At 45.9% G+C, this 19,008-nt stretch carries 12 protein-coding genes, 1 pseudogene and 1 riboswitch; of the genes and pseudogenes, 9 read left to right on the plus strand and 4 right to left on the minus strand.

Features of this window, described 5'->3' with window-relative positions; all coding sequences use genetic code 11:
- Positions 1–62 precede the first annotated feature (62 nt).
- Positions 63–1,400 carry an amino-acid N-acetyltransferase gene (argA, locus tag AB4209_RS00365; protein ID WP_017064194.1) on the plus strand — a complete coding sequence of 446 codons (1,338 nt, stop codon included), beginning with the start codon at positions 63–65 and terminating at the stop codon, positions 1,398–1,400.
- A 283-nt stretch (positions 1,401–1,683) separates the two neighbouring features.
- Positions 1,684–1,875: a hypothetical protein gene (locus AB4209_RS00370; protein ID WP_046224581.1), complete on the plus strand. Its 192-nt coding sequence runs from the start codon at positions 1,684–1,686 to the stop codon at positions 1,873–1,875.
- 81 nt (positions 1,876–1,956) lie between these two features.
- On the opposite strand, the gene recD is transcribed toward AB4209_RS00370, so the two are convergent.
- The 4 genes from recD to AB4209_RS00390 form a co-directional block, all read right to left on the minus strand.
- Complete coding sequence (gene recD, locus AB4209_RS00375) at positions 1,957–4,167, minus strand: exodeoxyribonuclease V subunit alpha (RefSeq protein WP_017064195.1); 2,211 nt, start codon at positions 4,165–4,167, stop codon at positions 1,957–1,959.
- The gene (recB, locus tag AB4209_RS00380; protein ID WP_372054401.1) at positions 4,167–7,841 is read right to left on the minus strand and encodes an exodeoxyribonuclease V subunit beta; all 3,675 of its coding nucleotides are present in this window, start codon (positions 7,839–7,841) and stop codon (positions 4,167–4,169) included. Before recB ends, recD begins: the two co-directional genes overlap by 1 nt.
- A 409-nt stretch (positions 7,842–8,250) precedes the next feature.
- A complete protein-coding gene (gene recC, locus AB4209_RS00385; RefSeq protein WP_372054403.1) occupies positions 8,251–11,727 on the minus strand; it encodes an exodeoxyribonuclease V subunit gamma in 3,477 nt (1,158 codons plus the stop codon).
- Positions 11,728–11,854: 127 nt separating this feature from the next.
- Positions 11,855–12,805 carry a TDT family transporter gene (locus AB4209_RS00390; protein ID WP_170960879.1) on the minus strand — a complete coding sequence of 317 codons (951 nt, stop codon included), beginning with the start codon at positions 12,803–12,805 and terminating at the stop codon, positions 11,855–11,857.
- Positions 12,806–13,013: 208 nt separating this feature from the next.
- Here AB4209_RS00390 and AB4209_RS00395 point away from each other — a divergent pair, with 208 nt between their 5' ends.
- The 7 genes and pseudogenes from AB4209_RS00395 (at position 13,014) to AB4209_RS00425 (ending at position 18,956) form a co-directional block, all read left to right on the plus strand.
- Positions 13,014–13,910: a LysR family transcriptional regulator gene (locus tag AB4209_RS00395; RefSeq protein ID WP_048657887.1), complete on the plus strand. Its 897-nt coding sequence runs from the start codon at positions 13,014–13,016 to the stop codon at positions 13,908–13,910.
- Between the two features lie 88 nt (positions 13,911–13,998).
- A complete protein-coding gene (locus tag AB4209_RS00400; protein WP_008223840.1) occupies positions 13,999–14,292 on the plus strand; it encodes a YebG family protein in 294 nt (97 codons plus the stop codon).
- Between the two features lie 155 nt (positions 14,293–14,447).
- Positions 14,448–14,532: riboswitch (Fluoride riboswitch) on the plus strand.
- A 194-nt stretch (positions 14,533–14,726) separates the two neighbouring features.
- Positions 14,727–15,419 carry an iron-sulfur cluster assembly scaffold protein gene (locus AB4209_RS00405; RefSeq protein ID WP_102432259.1) on the plus strand — a complete coding sequence of 231 codons (693 nt, stop codon included), beginning with the start codon at positions 14,727–14,729 and terminating at the stop codon, positions 15,417–15,419.
- A gap of 21 nt (positions 15,420–15,440) precedes the next feature.
- Positions 15,441–16,430, plus strand: a complete 990-nt coding sequence (locus tag AB4209_RS00410; protein WP_136984408.1) for a GGGtGRT protein — start codon at positions 15,441–15,443, stop codon at positions 16,428–16,430.
- Positions 16,431–16,641: 211 nt separating this feature from the next.
- Positions 16,642–16,785, plus strand: a pseudogene (locus AB4209_RS00415) (MarC family protein); the annotation flags it as partial.
- Positions 16,786–17,043: 258 nt separating this feature from the next.
- The gene (gene dapD, locus AB4209_RS00420; RefSeq protein WP_017059885.1) at positions 17,044–18,075 is read left to right on the plus strand and encodes a 2,3,4,5-tetrahydropyridine-2,6-dicarboxylate N-succinyltransferase; all 1,032 of its coding nucleotides are present in this window, start codon (positions 17,044–17,046) and stop codon (positions 18,073–18,075) included.
- Between the two features lie 530 nt (positions 18,076–18,605).
- The gene (locus tag AB4209_RS00425; protein ID WP_017059884.1) at positions 18,606–18,956 is read left to right on the plus strand and encodes an EF-hand domain-containing protein; all 351 of its coding nucleotides are present in this window, start codon (positions 18,606–18,608) and stop codon (positions 18,954–18,956) included.
- Positions 18,957–19,008 lie beyond the last annotated feature (52 nt).

Consider the following 19,008-nt stretch of genomic DNA (forward strand, 5'->3'; position numbering starts at 1 on the left):
GTTGTTTACATTTGAATTTAAATGCTAAATTATCGAATAAACAAACAAAATGGACTTGTTCTGTGAAATTAAGAAGTACAGCGCTAGTAAAAGGTTTCAGACAATCAACCCCTTACGTAAATGCTCACCGTGGCAAAACCATGGTCATTATGCTGGGAGGCGAAGCCGTTGCCGACAGGAACTTTGGTAACATTATTAGTGATATAGCCTTGCTCCACAGCCTTGGAGTAAAGATTGTTCTCGTTCACGGGGCAAGACCGCAGATCAACCAATTGCTTGCCAAGCAAGATTGCCATACGCCTTATCACAAGAATATTAGGGTCACTGATGAATATTCTTTGGGCGTCGCTATGCAGGCTGCTGGACAGCTTCAACTTGCCATCACCGCACGCCTCTCAATGAGCTTAAACAACACGCCGATGGCAGGCACTCAACTCAATGTTATGAGTGGTAACTTCATTACGGCTCAACCGCTTGGCGTGGATGACGGTACGGATTATTGCCACAGCGGGCGTATTCGTCGAATCGATATCGAAGGGATCAATCGCACGCTTGACCAAGGTTCAATTGTACTGCTTGGCCCTATTGCCAGCTCCGTGACAGGCGAAAGCTTTAACCTACTTTCTGAAGAGGTCGCTACCCAAGTTGCTATTCGTCTAAAGGCCGACAAGCTGATTGGCTTCTGCTCCGAACAAGGGGTAACAGATGAACGCGGTAACGTGCTCGCCGAACTCTTCCCTAAAGATGCCAAGCAAATTCTAGAACGATTAACGGAATCTCAAAATCCTGCCGAAGACATGAGCACAGGAACACTGCGCTTCTTGAAAGGAGCGATCTCCGCTTGTCGAGCTGGTGTGCCTCGTTGTCATCTAATCAGCTACAAGGTAGATGGCGCATTAATCCAAGAGTTGTTCTCTTTTGACGGTATTGGAACCCAAGTGGTCATGGCTAGTGCCGAGCAAGTAAGACAAGCTCAGATTGACGATATTGGTGGCATATTTGACCTTATTCGTCCTTTGGAAGAACAAGGCATTCTCGTTCGTCGCTCAAGAGAACAATTGGAACAAGAGATTCACCGCTTTACGATTATCGAAAAAGACGGACTGATTATTGGTTGCGCTGCACTATATGCGTATCCGGAAGATCACATGGCAGAGATGGCGTGTGTGGCGATTCATCCTGATTATCGTGATGGCAACCGCGGGCAAATATTACTGGACTACATGCGTCATCAATCGAAGTCTCGTGATATCGACCAAATTTTCGTTTTAACCACACATAGCCTGCATTGGTTCCGTGAACAAGGGTTTTACGAGATCGGAGTTGATGAGCTACCGATGGAAAAACAGGGGCTGTACAACTATCAACGTAACTCAAAAATCTTAGCGTTAAATGTGTAAATAAAGTTTTGGACTAAAATCTCACTTCAAAGGAAAAATAATTGCAAATGTAATCGTTTTCTATATGAGATTTATTAACTATGCACTTTCACTCACACGTATAATTGTATAGAATTTAGACGCTTTAATAATCTTAACAAATGTTTTTATTGGAATTGCCATCTCGATAGTCATGTCGAACTCATTGAGGTGGTCACTGCACGGATTGCTATACCCGTTGACGGCCAGCACGCTAACATTAGCTATGCTCGTTAATATAAACAGCAAAAAGAGCAATATTGATATGAGAACCATTGTTTGTAACTCGCTGCAAAGTTTTTGGGATATGGCTGATAACCAATTCTTAGAAGGGCTAGACGTACACTGCGTGTTCCCTGTTAGCGAGAATCTAAAAGAGTTTATTTTGAATTGCCAAGCAAAGTACAAGATAAACCACATATCGTTTACTCGAGCGTTTTTAGGCTCTGATTCCTAATAACGCTCAAAGCAACCAAGGATGGTTGCTTTGTGTTTGTCTAGCCCTAAGTTCAAAACCTTCTCTAGCCGTCCATAACGACTAATTCGTTAAGCGACTGCCTAAACCACTCACTCGCTCTGTTTTCACCTTAATCCCACGCTTCAACACATTTGTATCGCTGAACATCATCAGTCGTTTCTTCGCACGTGTAATACCTGTATAGATAAGCTCCCGCGTTAAAATAGGGCTGAAATCTGGCGGCAAGATCATTAAGGTCAGATCAAATTCACTACCCTGAGATTTGTGTATTGTCATTGCATAAGCCGTTTCATGATCGGGCACTCGGCTTGGTAGCACAGCTTTTACGCTGCCATCGGGCAACTCAAAATAGACCTTCAAACGAGGGGTTAAGTCAGGTTGACTAGAACCCGCCTCAAGCATACAGATACCAATATCACCATTGTACAAACCCAAGCCATGATCATTTCGCGTCACCATAACAGGACGTCCGTGATACCACAGCTCATCATTATGAGGGCTCACCAAACGCCTTGCGGCCAGTGCTCTTTCAATTCTGTGGTTGAGGCCTTTAACACCAAAATCCCCTTCACGAATGGAACACAACAGTCGGCATTGGCTGAACAAATCGAGTACCGATTTCGCTCTCGCTTCTTGAGTTTCTAACTCTTCCAACGGCACATTCATTCTATTGAGGTACGCACCATACTCGTTAACCAAAGTACGCAGCATCAGGTTATAGCTGTCACTCGACAGAGGGTGGTTTTCGATATCGCCAAAACCTTTGGCAAACACTTGGTCTACTTGATTCGCAGAACCATTATTGATTGCTTTTGCCAGCTGACCGATACCGGAGCGCGCATCGAAACGATAACTCTTCTGCAGCATACACAAGCTATCCGCAATCGCAGGCGGATTCACCGCTCCAGCTTTGTCTTGTCTTGGTTTAGCTATCGCATCAAAACCTGTCATCTCTGCAATCAAATTGCCTTGCGCTGTGCTGTACCCTGCAGAGTTGAATGAACAGATATCACCGAGCACAGCACCTGCCTCTACTGAAGCGAGTTGGTCTTTATCACCCAATAAGATGAGCCTTGCGTGCTCAGGAAGTGCATCCACCAGCTTATACATCATCGACAGATCAACCATTGAAGCTTCATCCACTACCAAGATATCAAGGTGGAGTGGATTGCGTCGGTTATGCCTAAACTCAGCACGGTTAGGAATCGCGCCGAGTAATCTGTGTAAGGTGCTCGATTCGGTCGGTATGTTGGCTTTCACTTCAGGCGCTAATGGCAGCTGTTCAATTGCTTTACCGATCGACTCGGTTAAACGCGCCGCCGCTTTACCCGTTGGTGCCACTAGCTTAATCGTTGGTGTTTTACCTTGGCTGAGCGATTGCTCGACCATCGCCGACAGTAATTTGGTTACCGTGGTTGTTTTACCAGTACCCGGCCCACCAGAAATCACCGCAAAACGACGACTCAGCGCCACCGCTGCCGCGACTTTTTGCCAGTTCAAACATGCCGATAACGGCACCAAGTCGTCCAACACATCTAAGTCCGTCACCTGCTTAGCTTGTACAATCGCTTGGTCGATTGATCCCCAATCTAAAGCCTGCTCATTCACAATATCAAGATGGTCACACACCAATTGTTGGCGTAATACCTGAGACGTCTGCTGATTTGCTTCAGCCCTGGCTAAGGCGTTAAACAGAAAATGATAGCTACGTGCAAAAAGCAGATTGAGCGTTTCAGTCAGCGCTTTTTTCTGCTCAGTATTGAACTCTACCGGCTTACTTAAACGGTTTAAGGTCTCAGCCAACACAACTTCGTAGTTCCAATAACGCTGTAAATAGACACGCTGCCCATCGAACATTAGAGGCTTAACACAATCGTTGGTCGTTCCCACTAAGTTTGATGATTGAAGCACAGCCACCCAATCAATACCCAACAGTTTTTGGTTCAATTGCAGTGCAGTTTCACCGTATAACCCAAGTAACTGAGCAAGATCTGCCGCTAGTTCAGGGCCTGTCGTATGCTGCTGTATAAGCTGAGTACAAATGTGTCCTTTGCCTAATTCATGGCTCACTACCCCCGCGAGAAAGCCGATCTCTTGAGGGTAGCTCGTGGCTTGCTGAGCAAGAAAACGGGCAAATTGATAATCCAACTGACGAATAGAACCCTTATCCGCAAGAAACTGGAGTACATCCATCAGTTGCTCAGGAATAAGTGAAACTGGCTTTGCTGTGTTCGCAGTATCTATGCCGGTATTAGTGGTCGTTGTTGTCATTATAAAAGCCCCATCTGTCCAGTTTCATCGTCATTCAATTGTGCCGAACGTCTGTCTATCACTTTACCGTCAATCAATTGATCCATTTCATCAAGTAAAGCCAGTGTTGGTTTGGCCGAGAAAATACCTTGCTGAGATTGGCCGTCCATTCCTCGTAAGAACAAGTAGTACACGCCACCAAAATGTTGTTCGTAGCTGTAATTGGCAACGCGGCTGCGTAAGAAACGGTGCAACGCCAATGCATAGATTTGATATTGCAAATCATAGCGATGGTCGGCCATCGCCGATTTCAATGCCTCGCCATGGTAGACAGCAACATCATCTCCTAAGTGATTCGATTTCCAGTCGAGTACATAGTATTTACCTTGGTGCTCAAACACCAAATCGATGAAGCCTTTCAACATACCTTGCACGGTTTGGAAACCTAGATCGCCCGCTTTGGCTGACAATGGATCGTGATATTGAATGGTTTGATTCAGTTCAGATGCAGCCAATACTTCGATCGGCAGTAAGAATTCCATCTCAACTAAACGTTGCGTCGAGTCTTTCTCGCTTAGCTTTAAGTTCTTGCCGTCTAATTCGGTGTTCAGCACTGTATCGACCAGTTGCTGAAGCACAGGTAGCCACTCTAATTCATATTGCTCTGATTCTAATAAGTGAGTGATTACTTGCGTGTTATGTTCACTGGTTGCTGGCTCGGTAAATTCAACCTCCTCAAACAAGGTGTGTAAGAAAGTACCTGGGCGAGCACCACGAGGGAACGTAAAGATAGAGCGTTCAGGCTCAATCAACTCAGACTCATCCTGCTCATCAGCCGAGTCAATATCAAAACCAGACACCTCAATGGTCGCGTCATGGCTCGCGCCGTGACTGCCTTGCTTTACAAGCCCCGAGTAACTGGTGATACGCCAAGCTCGGTCGATTGAAGCCTTGAGTTCATTAGCATGTAAGTCGTCACTCACTTGCTCTGTTTGTACAAACACCTGTTCATGAGCGGTTGGTGTTTCGGCTAACAGCACACTTGAATTTTTGCCTTCAATTGCCGTTAGAGCTTGATGCAATTCGGCAATACCCTGCTCTTGTCCGTTTTGAACCAAGTAGCCCATCGCACTCAAATGCACGCCTGTCGGTTCTTTGGTTGAACGCCCTTTACGCAGTGGCGCTATACCAATAAAACAGCCATAAACCGCACGAGTCAGCGCTACATAAACCAGGCGCAAATCTTCCGCTAGTCGTTCTTTATCGGCTTGCGCTAAGGCACTGTCGCTGCCAGTAATATCGAGTACTGTGGTGTCTGAATCATGGTCGTAGAATTTGCCTTCGCTCGCTTCTCGGTAACTCGCGACAAATGGGAGGAATACAAGGTCATATTCCAAACCTTTCGATTTGTGAATAGTAACGATTTGAACCAAGTTTCTCTCTGACTCAAGACGTTGAATGTCATCTTCACTGCCGCCTAAACCATTTTGTGCATCTGATATCGCTTCTGCCAACCAACGCAACAAGCCATAGTCACTGTCGAGCTCCTGCCTAGCTTGTTGCAACAATTCGCCAATGTGCATTAAATCAGTGAGTGAGCGCTCACCATTTTCTTCTTCCAGTAAGCGTTCCGCGAGATGTCGTTTACTGATCACGCTGCGAAGCATTGGCAACACGCCGCGCTGAAGCCACAACTTACGATATTCTCTAAACTCGTTAACGACGTTTTCCCACACCACTTCATCGTTGTTGAGTTCATCCAATGATGCGGCATCCAGAGCAAACAACTCCGACGCTAAACTGGCGCGTAATGCTCGGTCATTTTCAGGTGTCAGCACCGCCTGCAACAAACGTTGAATATCTTGTGCGACCAAGCTGGTGAACACACTGTCTCGGTTGGATAAATACACGCTCGCAATGCCTTGTTCAGACAGCGCATTTTTGATCAGGCGACCTTCACTGCCGGTTCGAACCAAGACAGCAATATCACCCGCATTCACGGCATGTTGTTTTTTGCCGTTATCAAAATAGACTTGCTGGTTTTGAGAAGCGGTCAGAATGGTTTGAATTTGACTCGCCGTCGCCTCTGCCATTGCCTTGTGATATTCGCCCTTTGGTAACGGCTTGTCTTCAGCCTCTTGCAGCCAAAAGGTGAGTGCGTGCTGAGTTTCTCCGTTCATTACCCATTGGCGTTTGTCGGCCGATGGACTGGCAGCAACGGGCAAGAATGGAATGTCTTGATCGTAGATAAACGGGCTATCCGAGTTCATAAAAACTTGGTTTACTGCGCTGACCATATCGGCACTTGAACGCCAGTTAGTGCCTAAGGTGTAGTGAGCACTAACTTGGTTTCTCGCCTTGATATAGGTAAAGATATCTGCGCCACGAAAGCCATAAATAGCCTGCTTCGGGTCACCGATCATAAACAAGCCGCACTGCGGATTATCGAGATAGATTCGGCTAAAAATACTGTATTGCAGCGGATCGGTATCTTGGAATTCATCGATCATTGCAACTGGGTAGAGTGTGCGAATTCTTTCCACCAGCAAGGACTGCTCATCGACATCAATCGACGCAGATAACTGAGTCAACAAATCATCAAATGATAACCACTGCTTTTGCTGTTTCGCCTTTGCTAGCATAGTTCGACAATGGGTAATCGCATGTGCCAGCAATGGAGCTTTCAAGTCGGCTGGGTGATTTAAGAAATCTTCAATCGCTTCGAAAACGGCATGCTGAGGTGCGACGCCTTTTGGTGTTTTTTCAATTAACGTTGCTTGTGAGAACTTCTCTAGTTTATCTGGAAACTGGTAATCATGAGTGTCGCTCTGCGCCCATGCTGTCACAGCTTCTAACCATGTCGGCAGAGATTTCTTAGTGTAGCTACGCTTGTTCACATCCGAAGCAGAGATCAAAGCCAAAAAGTCCGCTTCGGATTCACACCACAGCGCTTTAAGTTGCTTCACTTTATCTAGGTTTTGGTTGTGCAGAGTTTGCAAGTCGCCCGACATCGCATCTACCGTCAATTTCAGCGGAGATCCTGTCAGATAACGATTTACGTCTGCTAATAATGCAGCCGGTGAACCCCAGATATTACGAACCTCACCAGCCAGTTGAATGGGCAGCGGGTAAAACTGTTTACGCCAATAGTCAGCAACTACTTGTGCTTTTAGGTGGCTTTCATCGGTCACAAATTCGTTATCAAAGCGGCTTCCAGACTCAAAAGCATTTTGAGTCAACATTCGCTGACAGAAACCGTGAATGGTGTATACCGCAGCCTCATCCATTTGTCTTTCAGCGTTAAGCAGAGTTTTAGCCGCGCCAGCATGATCATCGATGGCTTGTAACAAAGGCGCAATCACTGGGTCGTCACTTTGCCCACGTGCAAACGCAATGCGTGCATCATGAATACGAGCACGAATACGATCTCGCAGCTCAGCCGTAGCTGCTTCAGTAAAGGTCACCACCAGAATTTGGTCTACGGTTAGCGGCTCATGGTGTCGAGTGGCTTCAGTCAGATCACCTTGTGGAGCGGCCGTGCCATGCCCGAGCAGTAGGCGTAAGTACAAGCCAGCGATGGTAAATGTTTTACCTGTACCCGCTGATGCTTCAATTAAACGCGCGCCATGAAGTGGAAACGTCATGGTATCGAGTGTCTGTGGAGCGATTACCTGAACACTGCTTGTGGTCGTCATGCCTTACTGCCTTCTGATAAATGTGTTGTTACAAATGTGACCTAGCGTGGAAAACGTCATTCAATTTACGTCCTACGCTAATTTGTTAATAGTTAGTGCGATCTCTCTCACGGATCAATTCGGATCGCCCCGCTACTATGCGCCCACGAGTTCAGGAGCACGTACGAGTTTTGTACTTTACGGCGTTACTTTGAACCACAGAATAATGGTCCCTCTGACCTGTGGCCGTACAGCGAACGCCCTACACTAATAATGATTTACTGGCGGCCACTTTATTTCCTGTACCTTGCTTCTATTCACCTTGATTCCCTTCATCTTGAAAGCAAGCGTACCAAACGCTTACCAGCGACTCTCTTTTGTCTTTCATTAATTCAGCGCACTCGCTATTGATCTTGTCGATCACAGCCACCTACTCCTGATCTTCCAGATCGGCAGTAGCCAACCTTGCCGCCTGTAGCACAAGCGTTGAATACATACGCGACTCAGTAGCCAATTCATCGTCCCATTTAGACCAGATTCGTGAGATGTAGGTATCTCTACCCTCGCCCGTGAAGGCGAAGCTGTCATTAAAGGTATCGGCCATTTTCTTGAGTGACTTTTCTTCATCATCGACCCACTTACCACGGCTAAAGCCCGCTTCAACACCAGCTAATGCCGTTTTCGGGAAGTATGGCAATGGTGCAGTCATACCTTGATAAAACAATCGTACTAACTCAGCTAATATACTCTTCGCTTGCTGCGCATCGCCGATAGGTTGTAGCGTTTGGTGAACCACGCCCTCTTTTCTGTCATAGCCAATAATATGGGTCGTTTTTCCGTGTCCCATAGCAGCGCAGGATAGATGATCAATCCACGCAGCCAAGTAATCTTGAGAGCGTATTTTGCCGCTACGGAAACGCACTAGACCTGATTGATAGTTTTGAGTTAACCACCCCATCAAGCGAACAGGCTTGCCTTCGCCTAACACGTCAAACTCGATATTCACTTCGAGATCTTGCTGCGGTGATCCGCTCACAAATCTAATCTCTTTGGCTAAGTCTTCCGCTTGAACACGATTGGTTTCAAATTCGATGTCACCAAAGGCGCCGACCGGTAATCGACCTTGGGCTTTTTGCTCAGAGACAAACAGTCGCACCGCTTCGTCTGCGCCTTCTGGGTGGTCCAGCAACACTTGCAGCAGCGCATCTTTAAGCTGGAAGCTTTCTAAGCCATTAAGCACGAACGGCTCGTCGTCTTCCATTACCGGAAGCGGTGGCTCAAACACCACTTTTAGACGGCGATTAAAGAAGTATTGCACCGGCAAACGCCAGAAACGCTGTAGCTCAACCAAATCGAGTTCTAACGGATAGCTCGCACCAAGCAAATAGTCATCCAAAGCGCGATTGAATTCACCACTGCGCTCACCAGAACGATTTGCCGCAGGAAGCCATTCTTTGGCGTAGCTCAATACATGACCTGCATCACCTTGCGTAAAGGCTGCTGGGCTAAATGGTGTCATGGTGTGTTCAAAGCTGATTGCTTGAGTCAGTTTGATACCAGAATCATCACTTGGTAATGATTGGTCTTCACTTAGGCAGTAGTTCTGGTGGCAGTACTCAATCAACTCAGAAACCAATACCGACGGTACTCGCTCAGTATTATCTTGAATCGAGCGGCCGACATAACTGATGTATAAACACTCTTGCGCCGACAACATCGCTTCTAAGAATAGGTAACGGTCATCATCACGACGAGAACGATCTCCCGGACGAGTGCGTCCGTTCATCAAATCAAAACCTTCCGGCGGCATTGAGCGTGGGTAAACACCGTCATTCATGCCTAATAGACAAACAGTTTTGAACGGGATAGAACGCATCGGCATCAGGGTACAAAAGTTCACTTGCCCCGCTAAGAAACGCTGACTGATACGCGCACCCGACAGTTTATTGTTTAAGTACTGATAAATGATGCTTGGCGATAGCTCTTGTTCGTACAAGGCATCATCAAGCTGTTCATTCAATTGAGAAAGTGCATCACGAATCGACTTAAGCACCACCTCGCCTTCTAGCTCAACAGCGAAGAAATCATCAATCATTTGCAGCAAGGTTTCACGCCACATATCGATGGATTGCGTCTCAGCAAGGCGTTGACGGTAATGGGCAATACGATCAATAAAGTGCGCTAACTTACCAGCAAGTTCGGCGTTAATGCCCTGAACTTCGTTATAAGCTGCAATTGGAGAGTGTCCAGTTTCAAACAAACCTGCGGAATCCGACATCGCATAACCCAGTAACATACGCTGGATACCAAATAGCCAAGTATTTTGCTCGGTGGCAGGCAAATCAAACTCTGTTGCCGTAGAAGAATCGACGCCCCAGCGGATACCCGCTTCTTCAACCCACTGCTTAGCTTGTTCAAATTGAAATTCATCAATACCGAAGCGTGCCATCATCGCTGGGATTTCTAATAGCTCTAGAAGTTCAGAAGCTAGACAACGCGTGTTCGGTAACGCGACCAACTGCATGAACGCGGTCAGAATTGGGCTCTCTTGGTCTGCCGTTCTATCCGAGATCGAGTAAGGGATATAACGCTCACCCGGAGCATTACCAAATACCGCCTGAATCGCAGGGCTGTAGGCATTGATATCTGCCACCATCACGATGATATCGCGTGGCTTTAGTGTCGGGTCAGCGTCAAACATTGCTAACAGCTGATCATGAAGAACTTCAACCTCACGCATTGGGCTGTGACAAGCGTGTACCGTCAACGAGCGATCGCCCAGCTCAACCACTTGTTTGTGGTTGCTGGAATCTAAGATGTGATCGTCTTGGTGTTCTTCTAGCTCAAGAATATCCGCTTGCAGTTGATGCAGCAGGCTGTCTCTCTCAACATCAATAAAGAACTCATGCTCTTCACTGTCTGATTGAGACAGCAAGAACAGGTTATCTCTGCCCAGTTTACCCATAGACGCAAGTAAGCTATTACCGACCGCTTGGCTGGTATGCAGTTCGTCTTCAATATTGGCTTCAATGCCATCTTTCAATGGTGAGGCTTCGCCTTCAAGTAGAGGTAAACCATCAACCAAAGCAAACTGCTTACGACGCTGCGCTTCCACTCTAGCCAAGTATTTACGGTCACGAATATCGCCCCAGTAATGTTGGCAAGGGTTGGTAAACATCAGGTGGACATCAATCTGTTCGCCAAGTGCTTTCAAAGCATCCATGTAGCGAGGAGGCAGTGACGAAATACCAAACACAAACAAACGTTTCGGCAGGTGTTGTAACTGGCCTTGTTGATTAGCTAACGCTTCAATGAAGTCGTGATACAAGTTGCCACGGTGATACTTTGATTGGCCTTGAGAGAGCGTTTGCTCGTAGAGTGCCTTCCACAAAATTGGCTGCCAAGGGTGCTCTTGTTGCCCTTCACTATCAATCAATTCTGCAACGGGTTCTCCCGCTTCCCACATCGCCATCCACTCAGGTCGATACACCAAGTAACCATCGAAGATATCGGCAATTTTCTCTGCCAATTGATACAGCTTAGAGCCGTCTTCGTCGTTTTCAAGATAGCGCTGTAGGGGTAAGAAATCAGGATGGTCAAGCTTCGCGGGTAGCAAATTCATTAGCTTCCACGTCATCGCTTCTTTATTAAAAGCACTGCGTTTCGGTACATCAGGAAGCACTTGGGTAAACATATCCCAAATGAAGGTTGCTGGGAGAGGAAAATCGATATTTGCTGCTACACCAAACTCTTTGGCGAGTTCCATCTTAAGCCATTGAGACATACCAGGGCTCTGAACCAAGATCTGCTCTTTTTCGAAAGGATTGGCTAAAGGGTCACTTTTGATTAAGTGAACGAGAAGGATTTTTAAAGTATCAACTTTATTGGAATGATAAACAGTAAACAAAGTGCACTCACGCTAATCTTGCCACAATATACTGCCAGATTAGCATAAGTGCTGAGTTTGGATGAGGAATATAAGCTTATGAAATACCGAAAGCTTAAGCTTCGTTTATCTTTTGAACTATTGCCTCTTACAATCTACCCGCTACCGCGCCTAAAACACGATGAGGTTTGTAGTTCATGTAGTAACGAACAGCGACATAACCCACAACCAACGTAGCCACAATCAATTCAAGATACGCTAGGCCAAACACTTGATTGATGTAATGCGCTTCAATACCTTGTGCTTGCATCCACGCAGCCAGTTTAAACAAGGCTGTTGCACCAATCACGATTGGGAAGGTAAACGCTGCATAACCAGGGCTAAATGGAAGACGAAGTAGTTTGAAAAACGCCATATAGATAATGAACGTCATCAACACTGCAATACCAAATAGTAAACCAATGATCACAGGTGAAGGGCTAGCAGTAACGGTTAAGTAACCCGCTAAAGATAGGCTTGCCGGTGCTGCCATAATCGCAATCGTTGGTTTTGCAGCATCTGGCACTTCGTGAGCGAAGATCAAACGGTAAACCATGATTGGTAGCATTACTGCGTAAACCAATAAGCCGAATACCAAAGTCGCGTTAGCTACTGGCTCTAAAACTGGATTACCAGAGAAAGAGACGTCAGCGACGATAATACCGATCGGTGGCACAAACCAGCTTGGCACCATGTGGTGAATCTCAAAGTTTTTAGCTCTGTGGTACAAAAAGCTCATTAGAAACACAACGTGCAAAGCCACAGAAGCCAACCACATAGCTTCTTGTAAGAATTGAGAGATTGGCGCCAAAGACGCTGACACCACCATGCACCCCATTGCAAATGTTGGTACCACACTGCCGACAACAGGGTGAGCAAGATCTTCACGAAGTAAATGACCGTGAATCAAAAATTTCACAGCTAAAACAAGAAGCAATACCGCTGCAATAGCTGCACTGATCCACTGGACTAAGCCTGGGGTGTGCAAAATACCTTGTGCGACTAAAACGCCATCCCAGCACCAGCCTAAGCTTGCGATTGCTAGTGCTAACCCTGCCATGGGTGTTGGAGCTCCTGTTAATCTATATTTAATACGTTGAATCATGTCAGCCTCTCTTAAACTTAATTCACTAAACTTGTGAACTCATCAGCTTGTTGAAGCCATAATACGCTTGCGCTTCGTTAAACAATATCCAATTATATATAACAAGTGTTCATCAATACTGAACAGAACCCGTTTTCACCAGCAGAGCAAAACTAGGAATCTGATGGCTAATATTTCAATTAAACAACTCAAAGTGTTTGTCACCATTACCCAGCATTCGACGCTTACCGCAGCATCAGAAGCGCTGTTTTTGTCTAAAGCTGCGGTCAGCATGGCACTAGGCGAAATGGAGAAACAACTCGGCCACTCTCTATTTGACCGGGTCAACAACCGATTAATTCTCAACCAAGAGGGACATAAGTTACTTCCTTTGGCTGATGAAATACTTCACCGAGCTGCGGGTATTGATGTTTTGTTCCGTGACGACCAGCCTTTAAGTGGCAATTTAAAGGTCGGCGCGAGTGACACGATTGGTAATCAGGTCGCACCGTTTATTTTGTCAGGTTTTCGTGAACGAACTCAGCACCAGGATCAAAGCTTGTTCATTTCAAACAGTGCACTGATCTGTCAAAAGTTGGTGGATTATGAACTTGATATCGCGCTAATTGAAGGAAAAACATTACACCCTGAACTCATTTCGAGTCAGTTTAGCAGCGATGAAATGTGTATTATTGTTAGTAATCAACATCCTCTCGTTTCAAAAGAAAAAGTAACTTTAAGCGATTTAGAAGGCAGCCATTGGATTCTACGTGAATCAGGCTCAGGGACTCGCGAGTTTTTCCTTCGTGCCGTCGCACCACGTATCGAACACTGGTATGAATCTTTTGAACTCAACACGACAGAGGCGATCATCAATTCGGTTTCTGCCAATCTTGGATTCGCGTGTTTATCACGATTGGCGGCGCAACGAGCGATTGATTCAGGCCGGGTGAAAGCGCTCGATGTGCCACTCGACATGAAACGACGTTTCTGGATGCTGGTACATAAAGACAAATACCAGAGCCCGCTGCTGAAATCTTTCATGAGTTATTGTGAAGACTGGGCTACACATCAAGATTGAGGCCGCATAGTTGGGGCTCCAACTGGACTTTTAACATCAGAAACTGTATAAAAAGCCAGTAAAATTTATCAAACTTAGAGGATTAACCATGGCTGTTATCGTCAAGTACGTGGTGGAACGCAACGGAGAAGAGAAAATGACTTTTACCTCTAAAGCCGAAGCTGACGCATACGACAAAATGCTGGATATGGCTGATGAGCTTTTTGAACTGTTAGGCAAAAGCGATTTAGTTGAAGATGAAGGCAAGCAAGAAGAACTTGCAATGTACCTAGCGAAGAACAAAGAAGAAGTTCTTTACGCATTAGGTGCTAAGCGTAAGCCAGCTCCGAAAAAAGCTAAGAAGCTTGAAGCTGTTGAAGACGCAGAAGAAGATGCAGCTTAACTAGCTGATACCTTTCTAAAAAACGTCAATGACGCCTCTAATCAGAGTTCGTTATTGGCGTTTTTTTATACTTTTCGAAATATAATGAAGCTTGTTTATAGTCGAAATCGCTCTAAACATTCGCTTGCACAAAAGTGTGATAAAGATCTAATCTATAGCCATCAGGTGATGGGGTTCCACCTAAGCTTTTGCTTCAACCGCCCGTTCTTTTCGAACAGTGCTAATGACTCCTACAGAATCGAAAACAGGTAATACTGTTGGATGTATCGCTATTCCTCCATTTTGAAATGGACTTAGTCTATTGAGACCAAGACCCATGACACCTTTGGATTATCGATACTCAAGATCTGTAGTGAATTAGCCGCACCTCTTCCAACACGTCCTGTTTTCTCAACGCCCTAGGTCTTAAATGGCTCTACAAGTGAGAAAACATTATGCACTACTCTTCAGAAATTCAATCAATGTGCCCTATTCAAAGGGGTGACCTTCACAATTCAGCTCCAATTCCAGTTGAAGGCGCAATGGTTAGCCCAAAAGATGTCATCGCTATTTCTGGCTTAAGCCACGGTGTTGGCACTTGTGCACCACAACAAGGTGCTGCAAAACTGACTCTTAACGTAAAAAACGGCATCATCGAAGAAGCACTAATCGAAACGATTGGTTGTTCAGGCATGACTCAATCAGCCGCGATGGCCGCTGAAATCCTCACCGGAAAAACTATCCTAGAAGCACTTAATACAGACTTAGTATGTGACGCTATTAACGTAGCCATGCGTGAAATCTTCCTGCAGTTTGTTTACGGTCGAACTCAATCAGCTTTCTCTGAAGGTGGTCTAGAAATTGGCGCTGCATTAGAAGACTTAGGTCAAACACAGCGCAGCCAAGTGGGTACCAGTTACTCAACCGCTGCAAAAGGCGTACGTTACCTAGAGCTTGCAGAAGGTTACGTGACCAAGCTTGCACTTGATGATCACAGCGAAGTGATTGGCTACGAATATCTCAACCTCGGCAAAATGATGAAGGCGATTAACCAAGGCGTGCCAGCGAATGAAGCGGCCGACCTTGCGACAGGGACCTATGGCCGCTTCGATGAAGCCGTGACCACGATTAACCCACGCCAACACTAATTGCCAATTTAGAGGAAAGATATGATGAACACTCAATTTAATGAATCAGTAACTCGCGTATTGGCAGAAATGAACTTCGACTCTTTGGAGCAAGCTGACCAATACTGTAAAGCCCACAACGTTGATCCAAAAGCGCTAGTGATGGATACCCAACCTATCGCTTTTGAAAGCGCTGCAGATGCTTATATCCTTGGCTCAGCACTGGCGTTATTTCGTAAAGCCACCAGCGCAGAACAAGCCGCTAATATTATTGGTGAAGGTCTTCAAGCATTCACCAAACCTGGCAGTGTTGCTGAACAACGCCAAGTTGGTATTGGACATGGCGCGCTAGCCGCTCGTCTTCTCAATGAAGAGAGCCACTGCTTCGCCTTCCTAGCGGGTCACGAATCTTTTGCTGCAGCAGAAGGTGCGATTAAAATTGCGCTAAACGTCAACAAATCACGCAAAAACCCATTGAAAGTGATCTTAAATGGCCTAGGTAAAGATGCGGCTTATCTTATCTCGCGCATCAACGGCTTCACTTACGTGCGCACTCAATACGACTACCAAACAGGTGAACTTGTTGAAACTGAACGTCGCCGTTTCTCACAAGGCCCTCGCGGCGACATCTTGTGTTACGGCGCTGATGATGTACGTGAAGGTGTGGCTATCATGCACACAGAAGAAGTGGATGTCAGTATTACGGGTAACTCAACCAACCCTACTCGCTTCCAACACCCTGTAGCGGGTATCTACAAAGCAGAACGTACTCGCCAAGGTTTGCCATACTTCTCAGTAGCTTCAGGCGGCGGTACAGGTCGAACATTACACCCAGATAACGTAGCAGCAGGCCCAGCGTCTTACGGCATGACAGATACCATGGGCAGAATGCACGCTGACGCCCAGTTCGCAGGTAGCTCTTCTGTTCCTGCTCACGTGGCGATGATGGGCTTCATCGGCATGGGCAACAATCCAATGGTCGGTGCTACAGTTGCATTGGCTGTCGCAGTAAGTGAATCTCAAAACGCATAGCGCCAAAACGAGATCCACCGTCGGCCTGTTATATAGAGGCCGTTGTGTCGAGCTTAATAATTGAGAAACTCGCAATAACGCGCGACCAAAACTCTACACCTATCACTAAAATCAAACAGCCAGCCTTATGCTGGCTGTTTTTTATTCACACGTGCTCTACTATCTATTTCTAATAATTATTTGTATCTAAGATTAAATACATTCTGCTGTCGTATTTGGCGAGCGCTTCGTTAAAGCCGTTGGACCAAGTGCATTGAATGTAATTACCCGAATGATGGGTTTGATACTCGCCGTTATTGGTATGCAGATGCTGATTGAAGGTATTGAACAAGCTCATAAGGCGCTGTTTATCTAAAGAGGGGATTCACAGGAGAATGTTGATTAACGCACCAATCAATTTGTGTTGATCTGCAGTGTTTTCTCATTGCAGAAAACCATCTCTCAAAAGACAAGCAATATCATTTTACAGACTTTATCCCGATACGCCCTTTCATAACGAGGGCGCTCTCTTTATGATGAACGCAATTAAATTAACTTTGCTAACGGCAGCGCTTGTTATTCGAGCCGTTGTTTTGGAATAGCAAAATCAAGACTCAACACATGGAGATTCAACATGGCTTATTTTTCACTAGCCTTCGGTACGGCAACCAAAAATCGCGACAATAAAATCATTGAAGCGTTCTTCCCTAACCCGCTTCTAAACCCAAGCGACGCTCTTGTAGCAGCTGTAGCTGAAGTGTCAGGTTACGCTGAAGGCAACCAAGCTATCGAAATCTCTGCTGCACAAAGCGCAGAACTGGCGAAAGCATTCGCAGCAAACGATGATGCAGCTAACGCATCTTTCGCAGAAAAAGCGGCAGCGTCTGAACAGCCACTTGTTCTTGTTGTTCTTGCTACTGACGAGAAGCCAGCATCAGTTGCTGAAGGCTTCCTAAAGCTACAACTTATCTCTAACCGCCTAGTACAACCACACGGTACGGTACTGGACGGCATCTTCGGTCTACTGCACAACATCGCATGGACAAACGAAGGCCCTATCGACCTACCTGAGCTGGCTGAGCGTCAAATCGAAGCTCGCCTTGCAGGTCGTGCTCTGTCTGTAGATTGCGTAGACAAGTTCCCTAAAATGGTGGACTACGTAGTACCAACAGGTATTCGTATTGCTGACACTTCTCGTGTTCGTCTTGGCGCACACGTAGGCGAAGGCACAACAGTAATGCACGAAGGTTTCATCAACTTCAATGCTGGTACAACTGGCGTGAGCATGGTTGAAGGTCGTATCTCTGCGGGTGTTGTTGTAGGTAACGGTTCAGACATCGGCGGCGGCGCTTCTATCATGGGTACTCTGTCTGGTGGCGGTACGATGGTTATCTCTATCGGCGAAAACTGCCTACTAGGCGCAAACGCTGGTCTTGGCTTCCCTATGGGCGACCGTTGTACGGTTGAGTCTGGTCTTTACGTGACTGCGGGTACTAAGGTTCGCATGTTAGATAAAGAAGGCAACGAAGTAGAGATCATTAAAGCTCGCGATCTAGCTGGCGTTTCTGATCTTCTGTTCCGTCGTAACTCAATCACTGGCCAAATTGAATGTCTTGCGAACAAGTCTGCTGTTGAGCTAAACAGCGAACTACACAGCAACAACTAATCTAAGCGCTAGATGCTAGATGCTAGATGCTAGATGCTAGATGCTAGAAAATAATAAGCCGCTGGGGTTCAATCCAGCGGCTTTTTTGTATGTTCTGGGAATCATTATTGCCCCATTACCAGTCAGAGTTAACAGAATTTTAACATGTATTTGCCCTACTAAAAGTAATCCCTTGTCTGTTGGATATTTGCAAGGCAAACTGCTGGGCAAAAGTTCGAAAACACTCTGAATGTCTAAAAATCGCCATATTTTTCGAAACTAGGGATTTTATATCATTGGCTTTTCGGTTTCGGTTTCGGTGGCTGAAAGTTTGGGATAATTTGAAAACCATTTGGACATAGCTATGCCTGTACTCTTACCAGAGTACTAGCGGCAGAAGTTTCATAATTTCTGTTGCGCTGCGCTTACAAACCGATAAGAACATAAATCGATATCTACTTAGCCATCTTTACATACCTTTACATCACATGACGTTATCTTACTTACATTAGTATATTCTTAAGTAGTGAAACAAAGAGAAGGAAAACGTCATGAAAATCAAAAGCACGATAATCGCGTTACTCGGTATCGTTATTGCCTTCGGAGCAATGGCTGGTGGAATGAATAAAGGCATGAATAACAATATGTCACGCCCAGTATTTTCACAGTTTGATCTCGATGGTGATGGCAAGATAACCGAAGCCGAGTTCAATCAAGCACGCTCAGAACGTATTGCCCAGCGAGCAGAAGAGGGACGTACGTTGAAAAATATCAATCAAAGCCACAGTTTTGCTTCGTTAGATAGCAACGCGGATCGCGCTATCTCTCAACAAGAGTTTAATGCTCATCAAGGCATGGTGAACCCCAAAAATACCATGGGCAAAGGCAAAAACAATCAGTAGCTCAATTCAATCAGGCCTCCATTTGTGAGGCCTGACTTATTTTGAGATCAAG

The sequence above is a fragment of the Vibrio sp. 10N.286.48.C11 genome, assembly GCF_041469805.1.
Classification (GTDB): domain Bacteria; phylum Pseudomonadota; class Gammaproteobacteria; order Enterobacterales; family Vibrionaceae; genus Vibrio; species Vibrio crassostreae_C.